Origin of the sequence: Bacteroides ihuae, from assembly GCF_900104585.1 — a bacterium.
GTDB classification, from domain to species: domain Bacteria; phylum Bacteroidota; class Bacteroidia; order Bacteroidales; family Bacteroidaceae; genus Bacteroides; species Bacteroides ihuae.
In genome coordinates this window covers 1,092,903-1,117,281 of the sequence record NZ_FNVX01000004.1, presented here as the reverse complement: position 1 = coordinate 1,117,281, position 24,379 = coordinate 1,092,903, and the positions used below count along the sequence as shown (strand labels likewise).

General features: G+C 39.5%; 25 protein-coding genes. 23 read left to right on the top strand and 2 right to left on the bottom strand.

Annotation, left to right across the window (positions count from 1 at the left end):
* Positions 1 to 23 precede the first annotated feature (23 nt).
* From BQ5338_RS05495 to BQ5338_RS05445, 11 genes are all read left to right on the top strand, one after another.
* Complete coding sequence (locus tag BQ5338_RS05495; RefSeq protein WP_071145759.1) at positions 24 to 689, top strand: RipA family octameric membrane protein; 666 nt, start codon at positions 24 to 26, stop codon at positions 687 to 689.
* A gap of 119 nt (positions 690 to 808) precedes the next feature.
* The gene (locus tag BQ5338_RS05490; RefSeq protein ID WP_071145758.1) at positions 809 to 1,486 is read left to right on the top strand and encodes a hypothetical protein; all 678 of its coding nucleotides are present in this window, start codon (positions 809 to 811) and stop codon (positions 1,484 to 1,486) included.
* Between the two features lie 23 nt (positions 1,487 to 1,509).
* Positions 1,510 to 2,133, top strand: coding sequence for a hypothetical protein (locus BQ5338_RS05485; RefSeq protein ID WP_071145757.1), 624 nt, complete (start codon positions 1,510 to 1,512; stop codon positions 2,131 to 2,133).
* A gap of 18 nt (positions 2,134 to 2,151) precedes the next feature.
* Positions 2,152 to 3,321 carry a major capsid protein gene (locus BQ5338_RS05480; protein WP_071145756.1) on the top strand — a complete coding sequence of 390 codons (1,170 nt, stop codon included), beginning with the start codon at positions 2,152 to 2,154 and terminating at the stop codon, positions 3,319 to 3,321.
* A complete protein-coding gene (locus BQ5338_RS05475) occupies positions 3,321 to 3,653 on the top strand; it encodes a hypothetical protein (RefSeq protein WP_071145755.1) in 333 nt (110 codons plus the stop codon). The genes BQ5338_RS05480 and BQ5338_RS05475 overlap by 1 nt, the downstream gene beginning before the upstream one ends.
* Positions 3,647 to 3,955, top strand: a complete 309-nt coding sequence (locus BQ5338_RS05470) for a hypothetical protein (RefSeq protein WP_071145754.1) — start codon at positions 3,647 to 3,649, stop codon at positions 3,953 to 3,955. The genes BQ5338_RS05475 and BQ5338_RS05470 overlap by 7 nt, the downstream gene beginning before the upstream one ends.
* Positions 3,952 to 4,416 carry a hypothetical protein gene (locus tag BQ5338_RS05465; protein WP_078063400.1) on the top strand — a complete coding sequence of 155 codons (465 nt, stop codon included), beginning with the start codon at positions 3,952 to 3,954 and terminating at the stop codon, positions 4,414 to 4,416. The genes BQ5338_RS05470 and BQ5338_RS05465 overlap by 4 nt, the downstream gene beginning before the upstream one ends.
* Complete coding sequence (locus BQ5338_RS05460) at positions 4,416 to 4,814, top strand: hypothetical protein (protein WP_071145753.1); 399 nt, start codon at positions 4,416 to 4,418, stop codon at positions 4,812 to 4,814. Before BQ5338_RS05465 ends, BQ5338_RS05460 begins: the two co-directional genes overlap by 1 nt.
* Positions 4,815 to 4,822: 8 nt before the next feature.
* Entirely contained in the window at positions 4,823 to 5,353 is a 531-nt protein-coding gene (locus tag BQ5338_RS05455) for a hypothetical protein (RefSeq protein ID WP_071145752.1), read from the top strand.
* Positions 5,354 to 5,423: 70 nt separating this feature from the next.
* Entirely contained in the window at positions 5,424 to 5,951 is a 528-nt protein-coding gene (locus BQ5338_RS05450; RefSeq protein WP_394331124.1) for a hypothetical protein, read from the top strand.
* Positions 5,921 to 6,196 (top strand): hypothetical protein, encoded by a 276-nt coding sequence (locus BQ5338_RS05445; protein WP_235816371.1) that lies wholly within the window; start codon positions 5,921 to 5,923, stop codon positions 6,194 to 6,196. Before BQ5338_RS05450 ends, BQ5338_RS05445 begins: the two co-directional genes overlap by 31 nt.
* 110 nt (positions 6,197 to 6,306) lie before the next feature.
* Here BQ5338_RS05445 and BQ5338_RS05440 read toward each other — a convergent pair whose 3' ends face one another.
* Positions 6,307 to 6,486, bottom strand: coding sequence for a hypothetical protein (locus BQ5338_RS05440; protein WP_071145750.1), 180 nt, complete (start codon positions 6,484 to 6,486; stop codon positions 6,307 to 6,309).
* Between the two features lie 262 nt (positions 6,487 to 6,748).
* Between BQ5338_RS05440 and BQ5338_RS05435 the strand changes: the two genes are divergently transcribed.
* The 6 genes from BQ5338_RS05435 to BQ5338_RS05410 all read left to right on the top strand — a co-directional run bounded on the left by BQ5338_RS05435 (position 6,749) and on the right by BQ5338_RS05410 (position 18,961).
* Positions 6,749 to 10,840 carry a hypothetical protein gene (locus BQ5338_RS05435; RefSeq protein WP_071145749.1) on the top strand — a complete coding sequence of 1,364 codons (4,092 nt, stop codon included), beginning with the start codon at positions 6,749 to 6,751 and terminating at the stop codon, positions 10,838 to 10,840.
* A 4-nt stretch (positions 10,841 to 10,844) separates the two neighbouring features.
* Positions 10,845 to 11,636, top strand: coding sequence for a hypothetical protein (locus BQ5338_RS05430; protein WP_071145748.1), 792 nt, complete (start codon positions 10,845 to 10,847; stop codon positions 11,634 to 11,636).
* Positions 11,633 to 17,443, top strand: a complete 5,811-nt coding sequence (locus BQ5338_RS05425; protein ID WP_071145747.1) for a hypothetical protein — start codon at positions 11,633 to 11,635, stop codon at positions 17,441 to 17,443. Before BQ5338_RS05430 ends, BQ5338_RS05425 begins: the two co-directional genes overlap by 4 nt.
* A 14-nt stretch (positions 17,444 to 17,457) precedes the next feature.
* Positions 17,458 to 17,733, top strand: a complete 276-nt coding sequence (locus BQ5338_RS05420) for a hypothetical protein (protein WP_071145746.1) — start codon at positions 17,458 to 17,460, stop codon at positions 17,731 to 17,733.
* 5 nt (positions 17,734 to 17,738) lie between these two features.
* The gene (locus BQ5338_RS05415; protein WP_071145745.1) at positions 17,739 to 18,062 is read left to right on the top strand and encodes a hypothetical protein; all 324 of its coding nucleotides are present in this window, start codon (positions 17,739 to 17,741) and stop codon (positions 18,060 to 18,062) included.
* A gap of 77 nt (positions 18,063 to 18,139) precedes the next feature.
* The gene (locus BQ5338_RS05410; protein ID WP_071145744.1) at positions 18,140 to 18,961 is read left to right on the top strand and encodes a hypothetical protein; all 822 of its coding nucleotides are present in this window, start codon (positions 18,140 to 18,142) and stop codon (positions 18,959 to 18,961) included.
* A gap of 364 nt (positions 18,962 to 19,325) precedes the next feature.
* Here the strand turns inward: BQ5338_RS05410 and BQ5338_RS05405 are convergent, their stop codons facing one another.
* Positions 19,326 to 19,676 (bottom strand): hypothetical protein, encoded by a 351-nt coding sequence (locus BQ5338_RS05405; RefSeq protein ID WP_071145743.1) that lies wholly within the window; start codon positions 19,674 to 19,676, stop codon positions 19,326 to 19,328.
* A gap of 610 nt (positions 19,677 to 20,286) precedes the next feature.
* Here BQ5338_RS05405 and BQ5338_RS05400 point away from each other — a divergent pair.
* The 6 genes from BQ5338_RS05400 (at position 20,287) to BQ5338_RS05370 (ending at position 23,929) form a co-directional block, all read left to right on the top strand.
* Entirely contained in the window at positions 20,287 to 20,760 is a 474-nt protein-coding gene (locus tag BQ5338_RS05400) for a phage holin family protein (protein ID WP_071145742.1), read from the top strand.
* Positions 20,760 to 21,176 carry a DUF5675 family protein gene (locus tag BQ5338_RS05395; RefSeq protein ID WP_071145903.1) on the top strand — a complete coding sequence of 139 codons (417 nt, stop codon included), beginning with the start codon at positions 20,760 to 20,762 and terminating at the stop codon, positions 21,174 to 21,176. Before BQ5338_RS05400 ends, BQ5338_RS05395 begins: the two co-directional genes overlap by 1 nt.
* Positions 21,173 to 21,712: a hypothetical protein gene (locus BQ5338_RS05390; RefSeq protein WP_139265183.1), complete on the top strand. Its 540-nt coding sequence runs from the start codon at positions 21,173 to 21,175 to the stop codon at positions 21,710 to 21,712. Before BQ5338_RS05395 ends, BQ5338_RS05390 begins: the two co-directional genes overlap by 4 nt.
* Before the next feature lie 250 nt (positions 21,713 to 21,962).
* Positions 21,963 to 22,409 (top strand): hypothetical protein, encoded by a 447-nt coding sequence (locus BQ5338_RS05380; protein ID WP_071145739.1) that lies wholly within the window; start codon positions 21,963 to 21,965, stop codon positions 22,407 to 22,409.
* Positions 22,410 to 22,425: 16 nt separating this feature from the next.
* Positions 22,426 to 22,755, top strand: a complete 330-nt coding sequence (locus tag BQ5338_RS05375; RefSeq protein ID WP_071145738.1) for a hypothetical protein — start codon at positions 22,426 to 22,428, stop codon at positions 22,753 to 22,755.
* 238 nt (positions 22,756 to 22,993) lie between these two features.
* Positions 22,994 to 23,929, top strand: coding sequence for a hypothetical protein (locus tag BQ5338_RS05370; protein ID WP_071145737.1), 936 nt, complete (start codon positions 22,994 to 22,996; stop codon positions 23,927 to 23,929).
* Positions 23,930 to 24,379: the final 450 nt, after the last annotated feature.

Below are 24,379 nucleotides of genomic sequence, written 5' to 3'. Positions count from 1 at the left end.
CTTTTGTATAAAAATTAATTACGATGAGAAAGAAAGATAAATTAACCCCCAAAGACATCTATAAAAATTATTGGCATTGCAGAGATTTTGAACTAACTAATTTATGGCAAAGATCTGTTTTTCTTGCTGCATTTCTTCTATTGATTTATACTGGATATGGAGCCTTATTGAGAGAAATAGCGAACTGTTTAGATATTAGAAATACCTGTCCCGACAAATATGAATTTTTAAATCTTTGTGGCGTAGGCCTCTCTATTTTAGGCATGATCTTTTCGGTTTTATGGATTATGATGTCTAAGGGATCTAAGGCTTGGTATGAAAGGTATGAAAGGGCTATTGAGATAATGGAGGAAGATAAAGGTTTCCGAGATAAATTGCCTGAAAAAATGTATTCTTTTGGCTATATAGATGAAGAGAAAGAGAAAAGGCCTGAAATTAATAATTCCTTAATCTCTGGCAAAGGTGGGCGCTACTCTCCATCAAAAATTAATATTGCAATAGGACAGATTTCTTTTATTATATGGATTATATTGACCATCGTACATTCCGTTTTGATTATTATAAGTTCTGACTATTGTTCTCATTGGATATGTGCATTAATTGTACTTATCATACTATTTTTGGTCTTTCTTAAAGATGCATTATCCCCCAATTGGTTAAAAAGTTCCTCTATAGAAGAAAATAGATAATTTATTGTAATACACTCATAATTTAGGAAAGCGACCTTTTAAGGCCGCTTTTTTTTGTGCGAAAAAGTTTCCCTGTCTTTATATTTTAAAGGAAAAAGTATCAATCAAAAAACATTGTTATGACAATCCTGGAATTAATACAAGCTGAATGCCGAGCTAAAGGCATAAACGAAAAGTATGCTGAGAAAATTCAGAAGATCTTTAAAATCGAAAAGGAAGATGGTATCGGAACGTATGTCTCCATGTTCAAAGATAATCTGCTTTCTGATATTGAGACTGCTGAAAAGACAAAGGCCGATGCTGAAAAAGCCGCAAGGGAAGCTGCTATTGCTGAGTATGAAAAGGCTCACAATCTCAAAGATGGCAAACCTATCGAAGAAGGGGACGCTCCTGAAGATAAGTTTAAAGGGTTGGACCCGGCAATCAGACAATTGATCGAGAATCAGAATAAGCAGCTCGATGATATGAAGAAGCTTATTGAGGGCAATCAAAAGACTATTGCAACGACAGAGAAAGCAACAAAAGCTAAGTCTCTTGTCTCTGACGCAAAACTTCCTGAATCATGGTTGGATCGTGTAAATCTTGATTCTGAGATCTCTCTCGAAGATCAAGTGAAAGCACTAGGCGATGAATATATTAAGATCCAGCAAACGGCCATTGATGAAAAGGTAGCCAATGGTGAATATCATGTTGGCAGCTTCCAACCTAAGGACAGATCAGAAGCCGACTGGGCAAAACTGATGGATAGTGATGTAACACCCAATAATCCGGGAACGGTAGACTTGGGACTTAAATAATTAACTCCTAAATATTTTATTCTATGTATTTAAAAAGAGAAAGAGAATTCCAGTACCATCCCGGAATTGAGAAAATCATCGAGGATGTGATCGGCGGCGGAACAATTGCCAGAGCTGATCTTGTGACTGCTATCTTTAGTGGTAGACCGTTGGACGAACTGCCCCCGCTGGTCATCGTTGTAAGAGATGAGACTACAGGTGTTTATCATGTGCTTAAAACTGCGAGTGTACAGGCCGTGGCTGCTGCAGATGCTGTCGCTTATCAAGTAAAAAAGAACCATTTGTTTGCCGTAGGCGACGCAGTTACCATTGGTGGCGATTACACGAAAGCGGCTAATGTTATCTCAGCAATTGATAAAACAGACAATGCTTTTGATACTATTACACTAGCGGGAACTATCGGTGCTGCCGCTATTGGTGCAGTGCTTGTGCAGGCAAAAGAAAAAGCGGCTGCCGGTGCTGCTGTTCCTCTGCATGGAAGTACTTCTTCCGAGCTGCCAATCACGATGAACAAGGTCAACTTAACCATTGCCAATCAATCATCGGGATTGCTGGTAAGAGGTACCGTAAACGGTTCTGTCATGCCATTCCCGATTGACACAGCCTTGAAAGCTCGCCTGACAGCACAGGGAATTCGTATTGTATAATCTGTAAATATTCAATAGATGGAAAGATCATTAATTAAACAAGTTAACCAAAAGAACATGTCGGCTCGTCTGAACACCAGACATGTAAAGCCAATGTATTTCCCGAACTTCTTCGGGGTGAAACAGAAATCATCTCTTAAATGGGAAACCCTCGTAGGAGAAAAAGGCGCTCCGGTCATCGCCGATATCGTGAGCTTTGATTCTTCCGCTCCTCAGAAGACGCGTGAAGTAGTAAGCAAGCTTTCGGGCGATATCCCAAAGACTTCTGTAAAGCGTGGTATGAATGAAAGCGACTACAACGAATACATGCAGTTGCAACGTGATGCGCAGGGCGATGCTCAGCAAATGGAAGTGTTGAATCTGGCCTTCAAGGATGAAGATTTCGTTTACAATTCCGTTCGTGGACGTTTCGAATGGTGGTGTATGCAGCTGATGTCAAAAGCCGGTTTCCATTTGACAGCTCAGAATAACAATGGTATCGTGACTGCTGAATTTGTTGGATGCGGTATGCCTTCTGCAAACAAGAAAGTATCCACAGCCGATTGGGCGACCGTATCTACTGCAGATGGTTTGCAGGATATTGATGATGTGATCACAGCAGCTTCTGCCGATGGTATTACAATCAAGTATGTTGTGATGCATACAGCTGATTTCGCATTGTTGAAAAAACAAAAGGCTACGATTGACAAGATTAAGGCTTGGGTAAACCAGACTTCAAAGATCATTATCACAAAGAAAGTTATTAACGAGTATTTGTCTGAACAGGAAATTCCGGTACAAATCTTGACTGTATCTCCTGCGGTACGTATTGAAGATAAGAGCCACAAGCGTAAAACGATCAACCCATGGGAACGCAAACGCGTCTGTTTCTTGGAAGATCTGAATGTAGGTGATATCCAACACGGACCGATTGCGGCAGAAGCTTCCGAGTCTATCAAGAAAAAGTCTATCATGGTGAAGAAAGACTTCGTCCTAGTATCCAAGTTTTCTACGGAAGAGCCATTCAAAGAATGGACGAAGGCGGAAGCAAACGCTTTCCCGGTAGTGAATGATCCTGATGCAATGTATATCATGAAAGCTGACGGTACAGCATGGGCAACAAATGAAGATACAGAAGGTACCGACAATGTGCCCGCTTCATTCCTTGGTGAAGATGTTGAGCCTGAATCTAACAAGGTAGAAGAGTAATGAAAACAATCCGGGATACTGTACTTGGCTTTCCAGGCGTAGCTGACGCAGAGGAATTCTTGGACACTGTATTAGTTGACCGCTCCTTAGATGGGGCGGCCAATTATATCGCTTCCAATAAATCTGTTGTTCGTCTTGCTGCTGCTGATGTATATTCGATGATTGGCGGGCTTCCTGACTTTAGCGAAAATAAGCTATCAATGACTTATCCTCGTTCATGGTATACTCAGAAAGCAAAGGAACTCTATGTCGAGAATGGAGAACCTGAAAAAGCGGCTAAGCTCGGAAAGAATATTAAAGTACCCAGAGGTAAAGCATCAAGATCATGGTAAAGCGCAACGCACATACGGCAATAGTAACTATTCCGGGTTCCGGTGGTATGGTCAATGGTGAATGGGTGGATAGTGGACAGCCTACTGAAATCGAAATCAAAGGACACTATGATCCTGTAAATAACGCTCGTGTAGTTATCAAAAATAACTCTCTAGGCAATGAAAAAGAGGTTCATGGTGAATTTTACACGCATTCAAAGGCCGATAAGACAGCGAGTCATTTGGTTGTTGCTGATATAGGCGTAGACGTTGACATAATTTCTTGGGAACAGTATCAATCACATTCAGTAATATACGTATGAGTAATAGTAGCGGTTTAACGCCCATGTTTTCCAATGATGATCTCGACCAATGGTTTGGAATCTTCCAAGAGAAAGCGGAAGAAAGTATTATCCTTCTCCTTAAGGCTACCGGTGAGAAGTTTGTCAAGTATGCACGTGAGCTGCACACTTACGAAGATCAAACCGGAAATCTTCGTTCTTCAATCGGATATATAATCGTTCATGATGGAGAAATGCTCTTAGAGGATTTTAAAGAATCTGATAAGGGCACTGAAAAGGCTAAAGGAGTATCGACGGCTAGGCAATTGGTTGAAAATATTGCATTAACATATTCTCAGGGAATGATACTGATTGGAGTGGCCGGAATGCAATATGCGGCTGCCGTTGAGGCTAAAGGTTATGATGTTGTAACAGGAGCTTGCAGTCAAGCGGAAGCACACATGCGTAAGGCAATACAGGAAACCATTAAAAAAGCTTCATAATGGCTGATGAATTTGACATAGTAGACTATGTGTATGAGGCTGTCGATGGGGCCAATACAGGAATGACTATCTACAAGGATAATTCCATTACAGGCGAGGTGAATAATCATATTGTGATCAATCATCTGAACATAAACAGTAATGATGACGAGGAAATAGATTTCATTGCCGTATTGCCTGTCAATGTGAATGTCTTCGTGAAGCTGAACCCTAACGGCATGGTAAACCGTACTGCCATGAAAGCGGCAGTACGTGCTATTCGTGCTTCTCTCAAAAACATATCCACTACCGACGGACAATACCGCCATGCTCATATCGCTTGGGAAGGGCGTATTGAATCGGCTAAAGATGGATTTGATTGTATGAATATTAGATTAGATTTTGAAACAGATAAATAATTAAGATTATGGCAGTAACAAATGCAAGGCCCATCGCAATGGGCGTTTCTAGGATTGCTTATGGAACCGTTGGGGACGGTGTTCCGGCTACAGAATTTACCCCACTTCCACTTCCTACTAAAAGTTCAGTGGCGTTTAATTTCCAAGATCCTAAGGAAGTGAAGATTGAGACAGAGGGATCAATAGATCCGTTCTATGTTGTCTTGACTAAGGATTCAACGGATTACATCGAGTTTTCCATTCCAACGCCATCGAATGATATTCTTTTGGCCATGATGGGAGGAACACTTGACGGAACGGCGGATAAATGGTCTGAGCCTACTGAACTGGCTGATATAAACAAGTCTTTTCAGATGGATACGCAGGTTCGCAACGGGAAGAAAGTACAGTACACTATCGTTAACGGCAAGATTGCCGCTAAGTTGTCTCAAGCTCCCGGAGCTGAACAGCCGGAGTTGCTTTTGATCCGTGTATATAAGCAGGCAGCTATCACGGCGGACGGAGTAAAAAAGGCGGCATTCACTCGTGAGGTGTTGTAGATCGTTGTATTAATTAGGTTAGGTTTAAGGGCCGGGTTGTTTTATCCGGCCTTTTTATTAAAAGAATATTATGATTAGATACTTAGCACAAATAGAATCAGAGACAATCACCGAACAGGCGATTAAGATTGATTTCGATTTCAATAATAGAGAATCAATACCGGATGGAGAAGATCCCGGTGATTGCATCATTATTAATCCTATTACTTGCCGGACATGGTTCAGGATAAGACCTCTTCTTTTGCAAATTGACGAAGAAGATCTGGGGAGGATGATTGAAAAGCAGGGCGTGATAAACGAAAATCTTCCAGAGATAATGGACAAATATGGAGAGCTTCTTATTGACATCGTTTGTCTTGGTATTCACAACAAGAAGAGTGAACCGCCCGCATGGTTCAGGGACGTTCTTATTGATAACAGCACTTGGGAGGATATACGCATCCTGCTTAATGCAATTATCTACAGGATAGGATACTTCCCTTTTTGCAACTCTATCACGACGCTAGCGAACGTGAGCCCGTTAAGGACGGAAGCGGAGATAATAGCCGCTCAAAAGAATTTAATGAGTTGGCAGGACTCAGCCAAGCAAGATTCTTAGTCAATGCGCATGAAGCTTTAGGGCTGACATATAATGAGACGCTGGAAAGCAGCTATGCCCTTATAGAGGCTATGTTACAGGAATACATCTACATACAACGCGAGAAAGAACGATCAATGAATAGCGGGAGTGATGATAATGGAGACTATGAATGGGTTGAATTGCCATCCTTTGATGATCCCGGCAAAACGATCAGATACAAGAAATATTATGATGTTGGAGGAGCGATTAAGTCCGATGAATAGAAAAAGTGAAATTGGATTATATATTACTAGTGAATTTGATAGGTTGTTTACGTAATATTTGATTTTAGATTAGTATGCCCTGCCCTTCGTGAGAATCGCAGGGTTTATTATTATTTGCATTTAAGAATTTCAAGCTTTCTGGTAAGCCCTTCATTCTCTTTCTGCATGTTTTCAATGAGATGCTTTTGATAAGCAATCATTCCTTCAATGCGGCCGATCTCCCGGCCTTTCTCAAAATCACTTTTTGTTTTGTCACAAGCAACGCCTGCATTTTCATCTTCCCTGGCCATTGTACTAATGAATTAATGAATAGATAAAAGAAAGGCTATCTCCTCCCTATTCCGACCAAGGAAACATAACATACTTAACTTTGAGAGGTTATGCAGTAAAGGGACTTGATAGCCTATATTGTATGTACAACATGAGCGTAACAACTCCTCTCAAAAGTAAATATGTATTGTTTCCCTTGGTCTTGGAATACTGCAAAGGTATGCATTCTATAATAAAAATAAAACTCCACCCGATTTATATTTTACTATAAATGATATAACTATGGGTATACAGAATCAAAACAATGCATTGGTTTTCGCTTCCGGAATAGATAATTCGGGGTTGAAGTCAGATGCCGAAGAGGGCAAGAGTATAGTAAAGGGTATGACAGATTCTGTTGTTTCAGAAGGCAACAAAATGAAAAATTCACTTACTAATGTAGGAACTTCCGCTCCTGCTGTAAAGAAAGTAAGGGACACTGTTACAGACCTAGGTGTAGGACTGAAACAAACTGCAGTTGAAGGTCAAAAGATGCAAGACATTCTAAAGAAGACAGGCTCTATTAAGGTCGTTACAACTGCTAAAGAGAAAATTGCAGAAACCAGATTATCTATTAAACAGGTAGAGTCCGATATAAAATCCTTGCAGGCCACATTTGAAAAAGCAGCTCCGGGTAAAACAAAGATGTTTGCTCTTCAAGAGCTTAATGCAGCGAAGAAAGTCCTAATAGAAACTAAGGATAATCTAGCGTTGTATGAATCTCAAATGGGGAAAACATCCACAACAGCCGGGCGTCTCACTTCACAGATTCGAGTTCTAAAAGATGAAATGTCTAAAATGGCTATGGCCGGAGGACGTGAGTCACAAGCCTACGAAGATTTACGGCAAAAAGCTTTGTTGCTGCAAAAGCAATTAAATGTTACCAACAAACAAATGAAAATACTCACTAGCCCAATGGCTAACTTTCAAGGCGTTATTTCAGGAGTTACAGGCCTTACGGGTGCTTTGTCTGCCGGAATGGGCGTAATGGGCTTATTCTCTGATGAAAATGGTGATCTGGCCAAGATACAGACTAAACTTCAATCTGTCATGGCAATCACCATAGGACTTCAACAGGTTGCTACGACGCTTAACAAGAACTCCGCCTTCCAACTTGTATTTATGACCAAGGCACATAATATGCTAACTGCCGCCAATACTCGTTTGGCGGTTGCTCTTGGCATATCCAATGTGGCTGCTAAAGCTCTCATGGCCACTCTTACGCTTGGTGCCACTGTTGTTATTACCGGGCTAATAGTCGCATGGAATAAATATAGCTCCCATCAAGAGCAGATGGCCGAAAAACAAAAAGAGATAGAAAAAGAAGTTTCAGACGCTACTAATGGTGCCTCCTCAACGATGGCCGAGCAGATGGTTACCCTATACAAGTTGATAGGCCGTTGGGACTCTCTTGGAGGTAATCTAAAAAAGCAAAAGAAGTTTATTACCGAGAATAAAGACGAATTCCATAAGTTGGGTATATCAGTTAACACCGTGACTGAAGCGGAAAACGTATTGGACCATAGAACAGAGGCTGTTGTAAATGCTATGATGAAACGAGCGCGAGCGGCCATTTATGCTAAAATGGCTATGGATGAATACGAGAAGATGGCACGTGGCGAATTGCAAGCGCAACTTATTATGGACACCGCACCAACTGAAGATGATTACAAGAAAACGCGCACATTTAAAGCAGGCTCTAGCGATGCCGGGGCGTCTGATACAACAGAAACTTACATTGATAAGTCTGACACAAAGAATGCGGAAGCCAACCGCAAGAAGCGTGCAGATAAAGTGCGCATAGGCGCACAAGTCCATCTTATCTGGGGTAATAAGGTCATAGATTCAGCCGCCAAATTAGAGAAGACAATAAATGCTGATTTGGAGAAAGCCAAAATCACCCCATTCAATGGTGATGATAGTTATAAGAAAGATGCGGACGTAGCAAAGAAAGCGGCCGAAAAGGCAAATAAGGAAAAAGTTGAAGCTGCCGAACGTATCAGCCAGATAAAGGAGAATGACCAAAAGATTAAGGAAATATATGCCCAAGGCGAACTTGATGCTCAACAGTCCAGAATCAATGCTATGGAAGATGGCTACACCAAACAACAGGCACAAATAGACCTTGACCATAAAAAGAGAATAACTGATACGGATAAAAAGGCCCAAGAACTTATCAAGATTGCACAGGAGAACGAAGAAAAGTTGTGGCTCAACAAACATCCGGATCATGAGGCGAAAGGTGAAGTATTCACCCCTACCATAAAGACTGTCGCTCAATTGCCTAAGGAGCAACAGGAGATCATTTCTACCGATAAAAGTAACGCCGATAGAGATAAGATCAAGTCTGAAAAAGATTTATTGAAGTCCTTAAAGGACCAATATCAATCCTATACAGATGAACGTCTCGCTATAGAGAAGAAGTACAATGATGATATAGAAGCCTTAAAGAAAGAGCGAGAAAAAGCACAGGCACAAGGAGACACGGCGCAGGTCGATGTAATAGACAGAAGTATAGGGAAAGCCGATACAGATAAAGGTAAATCTTTAGCATCGGTTGATTTTAAGCAACTCAAAGAGTCTCCGGACTATGTGAGAGCCTTTGAGAACTTAAAGCAATCTTCTACAGAAACGCTTAATTCCCTGCTTTCTCAATTCGAGAACGCAAAACAAGTAGCCGCTGAGACGCTAGATCCTGAACAGCTCCGCGAGTATACGAAAACGATTTCTGATATTATGGACGAGCTCGAGAATCGTAATCCGTTCGAAATGCTTGCTCAGCGTAAGTCGGAACTTGCGGAAGCCGAAAAAGCACTCGCGGAGGCTCAAAAAAACATGGATGACGTTAAAGGTGGCAAGAAGGTAGTTGCTAGTACCAGCTATAACCAAAAGACGGGTAAGATAGACAAAACTTATTTGACGGAGGAGAAAGCATTATCCAAACTTAACAAAGCGAAAGATGAAGTAATACAGAAAGATGCCAAGGTAACCAAGGCGGAGAAGAAAGTAACAGAACAAATAAGCGATCTCTCAACCTCCTTAACTGATGTAGGTTCTGCCATTGGAGGAACTGCGGGTGAAATAATCTCATTGGTTGGAAACATAGGCAGTTTCGCAATGTCTGCTATGGATGGTATCAAGACCGTTTCAAATACCACCGCACAGTCTGTCAGTACCATAGAAAAGGCATCTGTTATTCTTGCTATTATCAGTACCGCCATTCAACTTGCTACTAAGGTGGCCGAATTAATATCCGGCAAAAGCAAAGAACAAGCCGACACAGAGAAGCTGCAAGGTGTGACGGAAAAGATATCTCAGATACAGGACACAATCAACTCTCTTATTGAAAAGCGTATAGACCTTATCAATGCGGCTACGAATGCGGAGAAAGGTTACTTGGCTTCTTTGACACAAACCTCCATTGATGTTCAGAAGAGGTATTATGAACAGCAGTTTGAAAGTTTGTTAGGAAATGACTTCTTAGCAAAGAAAGGTAAGAATAACAACCTTTCATTATCCGAACTAGGTATAAGCTCCATTGAAGAACTGAAAGAATTCATGTCAAGTAATGATCTTCTTGACTATTTGAACAATGGCTTCGGCATTCGTAACCTAGATGATTGGCAAGAACTGATTGACGCATGGGATGATTTAGCAGATAAAGAAGAAGAGGTTTCCAATGCCTTGTCGGAATCTCTAACCGGTCTATCCTTCGATGATGCGAAGGATGCTTTGGATGATTTCCTTTTAAGCGCTGATACTACCGAGCAGACTATAGCTGATAACTTTGAGGACTATATGAAGACTGCGATCCTCAATATTGTGAAGACTACTTATATGACTGACGCTTTAAAAGGATGGTATGATAACTTCACCAAAGATATGAGCGATGGCGTTTTGTCTGATGATGAAGTGAAAAAGCTACGAGAAGAATACTCTACCATTTATGACACTGCGCAATCACAAATTAACGGCCTTCTTGATACTGTCGGTATAGATAATTCTTCCAGTGAGGATGGAGTAAGTGGCAAATTACAGGATGCTCTTACCGAGGGTACGGCCAGCGAAGTACTTGGAGCTATCAATATGGGCACTCTCGACATTCGTGCGATAAAAGAGTTACTGCCTTCTCATTTTGCCAATTATGCAACAACAATGAATAACGTGTCATCTATACTGGATGAAACCCGCCAGATCAATGCAAATACACTTAGAACAGCTAACAATACGGACGGGCTACGTGATAGTATATCAAATGTGAATGACAGTTTAAAAGAGATGAAAGGTGATTTGGAAGATATAAGCAAGAACACTAAAGACACATCAGGGAGGTAACAGTATGACATACAAGATAGACGGGGTTGATTTGAGCACATTCGGTGCAATACCATCAAAAGTATCCGGGGAGGTTATATCCCTTTCCGGATTATTCAGCCTACCAAAGCGGACCGATACAACGGAATATGATTGGGGCACATCGATTGAACCTTTCGTTGATGCAGATGATATAGAACTCGACGGACGAACTCTCACATTAAACGTCGCGATAAAAGGCGCATCTTTATCTGACCTACATACGAAGCTAGCAACATTTAAAGCGGCCTGTATTGCCTGCACGAAGCTATACACTGAATTTGATGAATTTGATGTGATACAGAAAGGGGCTATTTCAGTGGATGAATACTTCTATGTAAATATGGCCACTGTAGAGGTTCCATTTTGGCAGCAAGACTATACCCCGGTGGCAATGTCAATTGAAGGATCTGGGAGCGGCAGTTACAGGCTTGACACGTACGATCTGATTAAAGACTTTGGGATATATCTTTCTTCATGGAGAGATATTAATAACACTGCCGCACGCATTGATATAAGCACTACGTTGCCTTACACTAACACATCTTACCGATCCGCATTAGACCTTTCTATATCGTGTAAGATGAAAGGTTTTTCATTGTCCGACTTATATATAAAAATGTCTCAATTCAATGCGTTGTGTGTGAGTCCGGGAACACATACTTTGAAAATAGCGGGTAATGCCGATAAGACGGTATATTTTAAAGATGGAATAACAACGAAAGCTGTTGCCGAAAAGGTGCTTAGCTTCGACTTAAAATGTAGGGTTATCTCATGACGAAATTGATTGATGTATATAGGCTTGTAAGTGGTGTTGAAACGGTAGTATATCGGATTTCAAAAGAGAAAGCGACGTTCTACCAAACGATCATGGACAAGGATAAGGTGACTGTTGAGGTAGTCACCGAGGAGCCTATTTCTTTGCAAGAAGGAGATTATGTACTCGTTGATGGAATCAAGTATAAGATAAACCGTGATCCGGAGGAAAAACAATCGTCCGAGAAGAAGCATTCATATACAAGCTCTTTTGAGGCTCCTATTTATACGCTGATCGATAAGCTATTTTGTAGCAAGATCACCGGTTGTACTACATTTACTCTTACAGGTAAGTTGAGAGACTTCCTCGAGCTGCTTATATGGAATGTGAATTATGATGCAACCGATAATCCTAAAGGTGTTGATACGGGTTGGAGCATAGGTCTTTGTCCGGACACCGACTACGTGAATATCACGTTTGCAGGGGTTACGTGTCGCGATGCCCTCAATACCTTTGCATCCAAATTCGGTGTTGAATACTATGCCGAAAATAAAACCCTCAACTTTGTATCTCACATAGAGAAAGAGACTGGGCTTATATTTACGCAGGGCAAGGGTGAAGGCTTGTACGAGGTAGATAAAAAGAATGTGGATGATGGCGATCTCGTTACCCGTGTGTATGCAAAGGGAGGAACAGAGAACGTTATTCCCGGAGAAGGTGATTATGACGGTCGGCTTATTCTTCCGGAAGGATATATTGAAAACTTCTCTGATAGCAACAGAGTAGTTGAGGCCGTTGTTGAATTTGATGATATACATCCGACATTCGAGGGTGCTGTCGGGGTTATCAGTGGAGATAATAATCGCGAGTTCATTTGTGCGGCTATCGACTTTGATTTGGCCGATGTCGCCGTGTCTGATGAAGCACGTGTAAACTTTCTCACAGGTGATTTGATGGGTAAATCCTTTGAGTTCAAATGGAATAATTCCCTAAAGAAGATTACTCTTATCTATCAGGAAGATGAATTGGCGGCCATTGATGCAACGACAGGTGTTCGTCCCAACATACCCAGTGCTTCCAAACATCTTAGAGGTGGGGAGCTGTTCAATTTTACGGGTATCAAACTTAGTGGCACCTACAAAACAAATGCGATCACTAAACTACGTTCCAAGGCTACAGAATGGCTGTCTTATTATTGCCGAAAGAGAGTTAAGTTCGAACTCAATGTCGATTATCGGTATCTACGTGAAAAGAACATAACTTTGCATTGTGGCGATCTAATAACCATAAATGTTCCTCTCCATAATATTAGCAAGCTTATTCGTATAACTTCCATTGAAAGGAATTTGTACACGGGCAAACTGACTTGCGTCGTGTCTAACTATCTTGATGAGAAATGGAAAGATAAGATTGAAACGGAAGTCGCTAATATAAAATCTTCAACTACAACGGTGAATGGCGGCTATGGAGCTTCAAGCGTATCAATATTAGAGACAATTGATGAACGTGAGGCCTCTGATAGCAATGTGCTCTCTTCCTTGCGTGCATTGAAAGAGATTGCAGAGAGAGCATTGTCAAGGACGAGTGTTGATACGGCAGCCGAAGCAATTACATTCATCAAAGGTTTGGTTTCCAAAAAGGTTATTACTGCAGAAGATGGCCTTTTACTAGGAAAATACGTAACTGGAATTTCAGGAGGCAAGATAGATTCTAACGGTGATGCCGAAGTACGCAATCTCGTAGCACGTATTAAGGCCACAGTTGCGGCATTGGAAGCAAAGACAGTAACTGTATCGGATAAAGTCACTACGCTGAATTTGCTTGTTCAAAAGCTGGCAGAGACATACGATCTGAACGTATCCAATGTAGCGACCTTGTTTCAAACGATAGTGAAGGATTATGTAAGCTCCGAATCTTTTGTTCCCGGCATAACGGGCGAAGGGATGAAGCTTTATAAGTCACTTTCGGGTGATTGGAATCTTGAAGTGGATAACGTTGTTATCCGCAAAGCCATGACCATTTTTGAACTCATCATTTCAAAAGTCAGGGCGGTCAATGGCGGTTTGGTTGTCTCTCCGGCAAACGGACGTATAAAGTCTGTAACAGAAACAACAGGTTCACCAACTTACTACGTGTTAGGTATTGAAGGCGATATGACTTTTGCCGCCGATGACTTGGTACGTTGCCAAGTGTTTAGCAGTACAGGGGCAAAATACTACTGGGTACCGATTGATTCCGTGAGCGGTGAAGCAATCCTTATTCTTAAATCAAACTTTCCTGATGGAGTTGTTCCGGCCGTTGGCGATGATCTTGTTCAGATGGGTAACAAAACGAACACGGCCCGACAAGGTATATTGTATCTCACCGCATCCGAAGACGGTAAACCCCGCTTCTCCGTATTGGATGGTATTAACTCTACTGATCTTACAGGTAAATCCAGAGTGATATTAGGTTGCTTGGACGGTATTACCGATTCCGATTTCCCCTCTAATGCACAGCCTCACGGTTACGGTCTTTGGGCGGGTAATGTATTCTTGAAAGGGTTATTTATCCTTCGCAATGGCAAGTCTATTGAGGATGAACTAAACGATCAGATAACAGCAGTTCAAACAGCCTTTGAGGTTCGGGAAGGACAGATAAGCATCAAGGTTACGCAAGCAACAACGGCCGCACAAACGGCAACGAGCAAAGCGGGTGAGGCGGCCACTTCTGCCGGAACAGCAAGTACTAAAGCGGGTGAAGCGGCAGGCTCGGCAACAACAGCCGGGCAAAAAGCAACTGATGCAACCAAAGCTGCTTTCGACGCAGCAACTACTTTGCAAGCTGTAACTCAGAAGGAGACAAGCATAAACCAGACGGCCGATGCAATTGAACTTAAAGCCACTCGTGCAGAAAGTGCTGCTGGACGTGCAGAGTCCGCCGAAGCTTCAATCAATATAAAAGCTGACGGAATAGTTTTGCAGGCAAGCAATAAAGCGGCGCAAACGGCTGTGGATGGGGTGCAAATTGGTGGACGAAACTTATTTAGAAATTCAAAAGCAGTAGTTAATAATGCAGTGCCATATATCATAAGTAATGGAGCAGCATTGACTGTTGATACAACAAATACATACTTAGGAGAATCAACTTTAAAGGTTGAAGGAGCTTCTGGCTTTTATTGGACTTATAATCCAATATTAGAACCTAATATTGAATATACATTAAGCATGATGGTGAAAGGTAACAATGCATTAGCTGGTAACCTCGAGACTCCACTGCATATTCAAATACCAGTAGGCACTCATACTTATGAAAATATATATGGGGGTGATCCTAATATATCTACTAGTTGGAAAACCATAACTAAGATATTCAAAAATACATCTACAGTTAATCAATCATTGCGTGTATATCTATATAGTATAGGTAGTGTTATTGTTAATGTTGCATGGGTTAAGCTTGAGAAAGGCAACAAAGCAACCGATTGGAGCCCTGCCCCTGAAGATGTGGATGCGAACATTTCCAATGTACAAACGCAAGTCACCAATACCGTATCCCGTCTAACAATCGCCGAGACAAGTATAAGTACACTCGTATCTCAGACAACCACAATCGGTAATACGGTTAGTTCCCATTCAACGAGTATCAACCAACTGAATAATCAGATTGCATTAAAAGCCGATTCAACGACAGTTACGGGCATTAATACCAGATTAACATCTGCCGAAGCGAAGATCACTTCCGATGCTATCAATTTGACGGTTAAAAGTCAGATTACAACGGCCGTTAATGATGTGCAGGTTGGTGGAAGAAATTTATTGCTAAATAGCGCTATAGAAAGATCTGGCTCCAGGGAATATGTTTCAATAGAAATCACAGATATAGCTATTGCTAATTTGAGTAAGCAAGTTATCTTCTCTTTTGATATTTGCGCTGATGTATCGGGTAATATTAGCTTTTATAGCTTAGGGGGATACGGAATAAATATAAATAATACTTTCTCTGTAACCACAGAATGGAAAAGATTTTATTCTACTGTAGGATCATTTAGTTATCATCAAAATGACGCTAATGGAGATCGATGTATGTTGTCGTGGTATGGCATTTATGGAACAGGAGTTAAACCTCATGTTCGCAACGTTAAAGTCGAATTAGGCAACAAAACAACCGACTGGAGCCCCGCTCCCGAAGATGTTACGGCCGATGCACAAGTAAAGGCAACAGCGGCTTTAGCTACCGCAAAGGACTATGCAAATACAAACTTTACAACAAAATCTACTTATAATGCAGGAATAGAAGTTTTAAGTAATCAGATCAGCAGTAAAGTGTCTCAGACCGCTTTCGATTCATTGAGCGGGACGGTAAACACGCATGGAACGGCTATCACTCAGCTTCCCAATACGATAGATGCTAGAATCACGACGCAAACCCAAGCCGGAGGAATAATAAAGACACAGGTGGAAAGCTGGTTTACAATGTCTGGGAATACGCTGTCGTTAGGTGCCAAGTCTGTCAACATAACGGGCGCAACCGTATTTAGCTCATTAGCCACAAACGACTCTGTAGCTAATGCGGTTAATGCTTTGGAGATTGGAGGTAGAAATCTAGTACTTGGTAGTAAGGTCGAAGAAACATCTAACCTGTATGGATTCGCTGGTAGATCGGTTTATCTAATAGCTGGGCAGGCATATACTTTCTCCTTTAACGGGCACATAGATCAACAGGCATTATCTGATTCAAAAGATCTGAGAGTCTTTTTTTATATTCCAGATTGGAGTTGGCAATTTAATATGGCCGCTAACACACTAGTAGACAGTACACATTTTAGTACTTTTACCGCTCCAATCACGGGATATTATAGCATATCCTCTTATCTTTTCCCATCCGAAGGCAGTAGATTAGGGTTAGCCACTGTCAACTGGTATAAAGTTGAAAAAGGTTCTAAAGCGACTGATTGGTCGCCCGCTCCCGAAGATGTGAACACGGCCATCACCACTGCTCAAACTGCAGCCGTCACAACCTCACGGAACAATCTGGCAACAAGTCTAGGTTATGCGGACTACTCGGCAATGGAAGCGCAGGCAATTGCGGGCAATACTATCATTAACGGAGGAATGATTCGCACATCTTTGATTAATGCGGACGCTATAATAACTACGTCGCTTTTAGCCAGTAAGATAGCCGCCACGGATATAACAACGGGCCGATTGACTGTTACAGACGGAGCTAAGGTAGGACCGTTTATCGTAAGTTCAAGTATGGGTAGTTTAACTGCTACATCCGGTTCAGATTCAATGTTGTTAAGTGCGGCTCTAATTCGTTTCATTGGTAGCAATTCGGTGGTTCGTATCGGTGCTGATACATTTCCCGGCACAATGGGCGGAGCGTTGTTATGTCCGCAACAGAATGTAGTAACACGTAGTATTACCGGTTTTGGTTATGGAAATGTAGGGCATTATTTAAGTGTGGAAGGAGCTTCGTCTTATGATGATACGGATGCTCAATATACGGGCAATCATGCATTATACATTCCCAAAGGGGATATCTGTGGCTTTAGGCTTCGCATACGTACAATCTCATCATCTCAGACATTGTCTGTGTTTGATAGCATTATTATATCCGTATCAGATAGTGAAATAACTCTAACTCTCCCGGCATCTCCTGAAAAAGGTCAAATGTATTTTATAAGAAAAAATGGAGGCGGCAGAATATGGGTAAATGGCAGTTATATAATCAATGATGGAGACTGGTACCGTGAAAGGTCTACAAGCGTACAACTAAATAAGGGCTGTTTTGCAATATTCATGTATAATGGCACTTATTGGACATACAATACTTTTAATGGTTAATAGATTAAATGAGAATGAAGAAGATTGATTTTAGAAAGATTGAAGTAAAGAATATCGAGGGAAAGAAAAGTACCCTTGATTTGAGTAAAGAACTAGGCAATGCGATCTATCAAAAGACGGCCGATTTGGGAGAGTTAGAACTGGCCCGCAGTATCTATAAAGACGGTGAGATAGAAGTCGATGCGGGACAGGCGGCTATCCTTAACAGATACATCCGTGAGGGCTTTCTTGCTTTCGTGCAGGAATCGGTATGCCCGGTACTAGATGAAATTATTAATCCTAAAAAATAAAGATCATGTTTACAGAAGAATCAAGAACAACAACCGTAGCGGGTTCAGCCGAAAGCGGAGATTACAAGTACAAAGTAGATTATAATGTCGATAACGGAAATCTCATCAAAATGCATTGCAATGTATATAAGAAGACAAGTGAAGAAGTAACGACCTCTACCGGTAAGCAGACAGTGGAGAGAGAGGAATATGCAGGCCTCATGTTCCAAGAATCAGGGAACAAACAGTTCTCTTTCCCACAGGATACGGATATTACCCCGCATGTTACTGTGTTTGAAGCTGTGCTTAAAGAGATCAAAGCGGATTTGGCAAATGAGGGTGAAGCGTGAGAAAATGTGAGTTTTTTGTCTCTAATTAATTCCCTGTTGATTTTTTACTTTATATTTGTGGGATAAATTTAAAGCCTATGTTATCAAAAAAAAGTGTTTTATTAATTAGTTCTTTAGTAAGAGAGTGGAACTCTACAGAAATATCATCATTATTGACCTATGTTGATATTTCTGTAGATAATACTTTGAGTAGAGCCGCTAAATCTAATATTCTTTATTCTGCCATACTTCAGAATGAATCAAAACAGAGAGATGCAATTGACTTCCTTATAACTAGAGTAGCTGAAGGTGGTACTCCTGATTACTCTGATCCTCTCTCCCTAGGACTGTTAGTAGAATTGTCTATCGATGATAAGTTTTGTAAAAAATATCCTAGTTTGGCTAATTCAATAAAAAGAGACGGATATACTATCAGAGATGGTGTACTAACCTCTCTTCTTCCAAGTGAACTTATAGAAATGGATACTGAAAATGAATTGTTTCGGCTTTTAGATCATTACGAATTTAGCACAACTAAAGGACATTTGGAACAGGCTATTCAAAATCATTCAACAGGAAATTGGGCTGGTGCAAATTCTCAATTTCGGCCTTTTATGGAGTCGCTTTTAATGGAAATTTCGAGAAAATTATTGCCAGAAATGACCTGTAATAATTATGGAGAAGCGGTAATTCTATTGTCTGCCCCTAACCTATTAAATCCCGTTTTCCTTTCACCGGATTTAAACGAAGTTCCTTCTCCAGGTAGTAAGGGTGATAAAACGTTCGTTTCTGGATTATGGAAAAGACTTCATCCTCAGGGAAGTCACCCTGGACTCTCTGATGAGGAAGACTCAACTTTTAGATATCATACCTTGATTGTTTTTGCGAGATATTTATTGAAGCGCCTTGAGGATAGGTAAAGCTTAACTTAGATACTAAAAGGTAGTTCGTTTGGAACTACCTTTTAGTATGATATAATTACTCTAGTTTGATGCCTAGCTTGTCTAATCTAAATTGAAGAATATACCCGCAATTCATACAGTGAACGCAAAGGCAATGTATGTATGATACCTTGGAAAAATCAACTTCTTTTCCTGTAGAGGAAAAACTTATTATTTGAGTAGGTACTTCGCTTATAAAAAACTCTTCTTTAGAATTACACATAGGGCAATGTAAATCCATTTTCGATGAAAGATTTTTGTTTATAGTCTCTTTCTGTTTGTCTGATAAAATCATATTTTTTTTATTAATTAGTAATAAATCTATTTTGATGCTATAATGAAGCTATATAGCTTGGATTAGACATAGTAGTTTTAGTTTTCCTTGGTATATTTCCCATCTATCCGCTACAACTCCATTCATTGTTGTCGGAACTGTTCCGTCATTATATAGCCATACCTCTGTGATTTTACCGTTTTCATCTCGTTTTATATTTTCTCCTTCACCTAATTTGTCAAGGAGTTTTTCTGTAACTCCTTTGTACGCAAAGTAGAACTTCTTTTCATTTCCTCTGAAAGAATCTTCTTCCTTTCTAGTCATTCCTAATGGCAGATAATCCCTATTAAAAATCATCCATTTATTCTCATCGTTCTTCTTGATGCCATATGGCAAGTTTGTTCTCAAAAAATCACTCATGATATTTGGTTTTAAAGTTTATAAATATATTGTTAATAACACATCTTACAGGCTCTTCTCCCCATCTCTTTAGCATCTGCTAAGCTGATAGCTTTAATTTCTCCGCTACAGCGATTTAATCCTCTGCACTTATTGCTTGAATGATAAACGGTAGCTTTGGACCCAGTACAAATATAGACGGAAGATGACTCTTCAACTCCTGTGGTCATACTGAGTAATGGTAAGCAGAGGACCATTAGTAATAATAGTTTTTTCATAGAGATTTTATTTATAAGATTGTATCAGCAAAAATATACATTGTTTTGATATGTTGTCCTTTTTTGATTCCATTTTTTTAGATGTTTTTTTCAGATAACTCATAACATGTCTTTTAATCGCACGTCTTGCAACCACTTTCCATCTTCTTAACTCCTCTCTTCTTCCCCGATATAGGTAAGTTTGCCTATCAAATTATATTTTAAACAAAAAGTGGATGAAGATACTAAGGCAATTTGTTGTAAGGCGTTGTATCAGTTGTTTTTGCTAAAATGACAACTCTTTGTATTAAAACGACAACAGGCAACAATTCCCTAGCTTCTAAATTTGCCTACATAATTAATTAGTATTTAAAATGGAAGAGAGTAATGTAATTAAAGGCACATCGGTTGTTATCTTTGGAGGTGAGATGTTAAGCCTGTTTTGGGATTTGAGATGGATGATAATGTTGGCGGTTATCTTGGTGGCCGTTGACTTTAGATTCGGAGTTAAAGCGGCACAGGCAAGGGGAGAAAAGATTCGTAACAGTAAAGCCGGACGGAGAACAGCAAACAAGCTGATCGACTATATCTGTTACCTTGTTCTTGGTGGGTTGATCGGTAAAGCCATCGGTGAACCTTTGGGAATTAACCCTACGCTTGTAGCGGCTGTTTGCATGGGCGTTGCTTGCTTGTTTGAAGTGGATAGCATTCTTCAAAACATCTGTGAGTATAAAGGCGTGAAGTATTCCTTTAGTCTTTGGAAAGTTATTATTGCCTTGGTGAAGTCTAAGCGGAAAGATATCGGTGATGCTATTGAAGAAGGAGTAGGAAAGGAGGAAACGAAATGATTAAGCTGTTATTAAAACGAATAGCCCGGAAGTCTGGCTATACTATCGGAAAGTTGTTTGTTGATGGTGAGTATTTTTGTGATACATTGGAAGATACCGACCGATTGGATGAAGGGATGAGCCTAGATGAAATTAAGAAGCTGAAACAACCGGGACAAACAGCTATCCCTGAAGGTTCGTACAAAGTAATTGTGAACGTGTCTCCTAAATTCAAGCGGTTGTTGCCCCGTTTACAGAATGTGCCGGGATTTGAAGGTGTATTGATTCATCGTGGTAACACGGCCAAAGATACTGCTGGCTGCATTCTCGTTGGTGAGAACAAGAGAGTCGGGATGGTGCTGAATTCTACCTATTACGAAGAAAGGCTTGTTGAGCTGCTCAAGCATGATGATAACATTTCAATTGAGATCGTATGAGAAGCTCTATAAAAAGACAGTACGTTAGTGTGATGTTTGGCATCATACTAACGCTTGCTGCTCTGTGTTCCTGCAGAACAGCCAAGCAAGCATCAACCAATTCAGAGACTAAGTACGATTCTATTGTGGTTGAGAAGCTGGTTCCTTATGCTTTGCCCGAAGATAGTGCTAAGATCAGGGCATTGCTTGAGTGTGATAAGAACGATAAAGTTGTGCTCAAATGGTTTGATGAAGAGCACTCTAAGCGTATGAGATTACAATTCTCGTTAGATAGTCTGGGCAATCTACTGACTACTGCTAAGACTGAGCCTGATACAGTGTATTTGCCACAAACGACTGTCAATGTTGGTAAGAGGAGTATTTCGCAGTCTGTTGTTACTGTGCCTGTGGAAAAGAAGCTGAGTTGGTGGCAGACTACACTGATTTGGACGGGTGGTATAGCTTGGGTAATTGCTATTATTGTTTTGGTGTATTGGATGAATAAGAAAACAGGTTGCTTAAGTTCGTTGTGGAAATTGATAAAAAAAGTTATATGATAGCAATAATCTTCATTTTAGGATCAATATTCGGACTACTAATGGTACCTAAGTTATCAGGGGCTATTAGTTTTGCAATTAGGGCACAGATTAAGATCTACGAACGTCAATGCCGGATATTTATGATTCTAAGAAAAAAATATAACAATAGAAGTGCTATTAATTATTTTAATAAAAGCAATAAAAAGAAGTGAGATATTGTTTTTGTTGTTAGTAATCTATACTTTTGAGGAATCTAAAATTATTTAGTATGAAAACACTTAAATCTTCTTTTTTCTACAACATCATGATTTTATTCATGGTGTCGACACTTTGCTCTTGTGCATCAATTTCTCATTTTGATCAGTATGTTTATGCTCAAACAACCTCAATTAAAGTTGATGCTTTGAACACGATGACTCTTGCCACAAGTGATTACACATCTTATGCTCAGAAAGTACAAGATTTAGAAACTAATCTGCAGAAGCTTTATGAGTATGAAAAGAATCGCCCAAAGAATGAACTTTCGATAAAGCTGTGGAATAGATTATTAAATAAAGAAGGTCATCTATTTGGCGGATTTATTGAAAGATGGAAGAAGAATGGTAAACTAAATACTGCCTTTATTTCTGAATCCAAGGAACAAGTAAGTGAAGCTTTCGATCAGATCTCAGGTCTAGAAAGTAACAAGATAAAAGCATCTGATATAACGAATTAATCTTAAATATAATGTTATGGGAACAATTGATTTTAACTCTCTTTTGACAGAATTATTAAGTCAAGCAAAAGAGATTGCTGTATCTACTTTTAAAGATTATAAAAAACAAGCAGCAGATGACGCAGAGGGTTTAATCTCAGGAATAAAGCCTAAACTTGAAAAATGGACTTTACAGTTAGCTAAAGGAGATCTTTCTAAAGATGATTTAGAATTCTTAATATTGGGAGAGAAAGAACTTGTTGAGATGAAGGCCTTGAAACAGCTCGGTATTGGCTTGATTAAGCTTGATGAGTTGAAGAATAAGATATTGAAATCTACACTAGATTCGATAGTTAATAAAATATGATATTTTAGGTTTGCTTGCCTTAAATAGGATAAATTATATATTTAAGCCCTGCCAGTTAGTGGGGTTATTATTATATTGAGTATATCAAGAGGTCCATATCTTAAATCGGGATTTTTGGTGTTTTCTATTTTTGAGAATGATGGCTTTATTTGTATGTAAAAGGTAACAAATGATTAGATGTTTTTGTATATCCATTTTTTATAAGTATTTTCGCCACACTTTTAAATAAATGTTTTTTATGGAAAAGAAAAATACTGAAAGTTTACTATCCTATAAATTTTTTCGAGGCAGTTGTGCTTGGATCATATTGATATTGGGCGTTATTGGATATATATATGCTTATAGTCTATTATCTGAAGGCCTTATTAAAGAAGTTCTTATTAAAGTTTCAGACGTATTAGTAATTGGGGTTATCGTTGGCTATTTGTCAAATGCAGCCCAATTTCTTGGTATTTTTAAAAAGGACTTGCAAGAAATTATATATTCAGAAAGATTTCTTAATAAACAGAATGACATCGTGAAAATTTGGGAGGCTGTAACTAAAGCAATGTTTAAGTCTAAGTTTCCTGTTATGAGCAAAGACTTATTTCCATTAATAAAAAAAATATATTTACCTGATGACGAAGTTAGTTACTACGATAATTATAGAGTTATAACAGACATAGAATGGGTTAATGATGAAAAGCGCTTTGTTATTGTTAAGGATACTATAAGTTTTGATTTAATTGCGGAGAATACAAGCGCTTTCTCTATCCCTTTCCGCACTTGGATAAATATAGAAGGTTTGTCAAAGGATGAATATTATTCAAATGTAATATGTAAGGTTGATGACCAAAAGATCAGCCTTGATATATCTGAAAAAACAAAAGATGATAATACTTATATTCAAGAATGCAAGATAACTTTAAAAGGGAAGAATAAATATGAAATTACTCAGCAAAGAGAAAAAAAATATTGTTTCGAACATGATTATGATTTATCTTTTAGAGCGAAATATATAGTGCGGAATTTGAGTGTAACTTTGAACCATCCTATAGATTTAAGTGTTTCATTTATATGCAGAGGTACCCCAGACGATTTTAAACTAGTTAAAAAAAGTAAAGGAAGTGTGGAATATTCTTATAAAGGTTTGATATTACCGAGACAAGGTTATATCTTTGCGCTACATAAATGATAATATAAAAAAATAAGATTATGGATAAAATACTTTATGGAGATACAGAGGGATGATTTCTGGTATATTATATGCCATAGTGTATAACAAAAAAATAAAAAAAAGAGAGAATGTCTAGAAAAGATATTCTCTCTTTTTTTAAGGTGTCTATATGGGTAAGAAGAGAGCTATACCCTCTTTCTTTAGAAGTAGGAAATATTGAGGGTTGTTGCGGCTTACTACCGCCATTGTTGTTTTGTGACACATGTTTGTAATTTAGAGACAAAAAAATACCAATATAAACATCTTTGAGAATCAGGAAAATTATCTTTTAAAAAGATGTCTATGGAGGAATATTCAATGACTCAGACTCTTTAATCGGTATGTCTTCATCATGTTTATCCTTGTTTTTTCGCTTAATTCAATAATATCCATTCCAAGAGATTGCTGAAAGACATAATCAATCTGTAA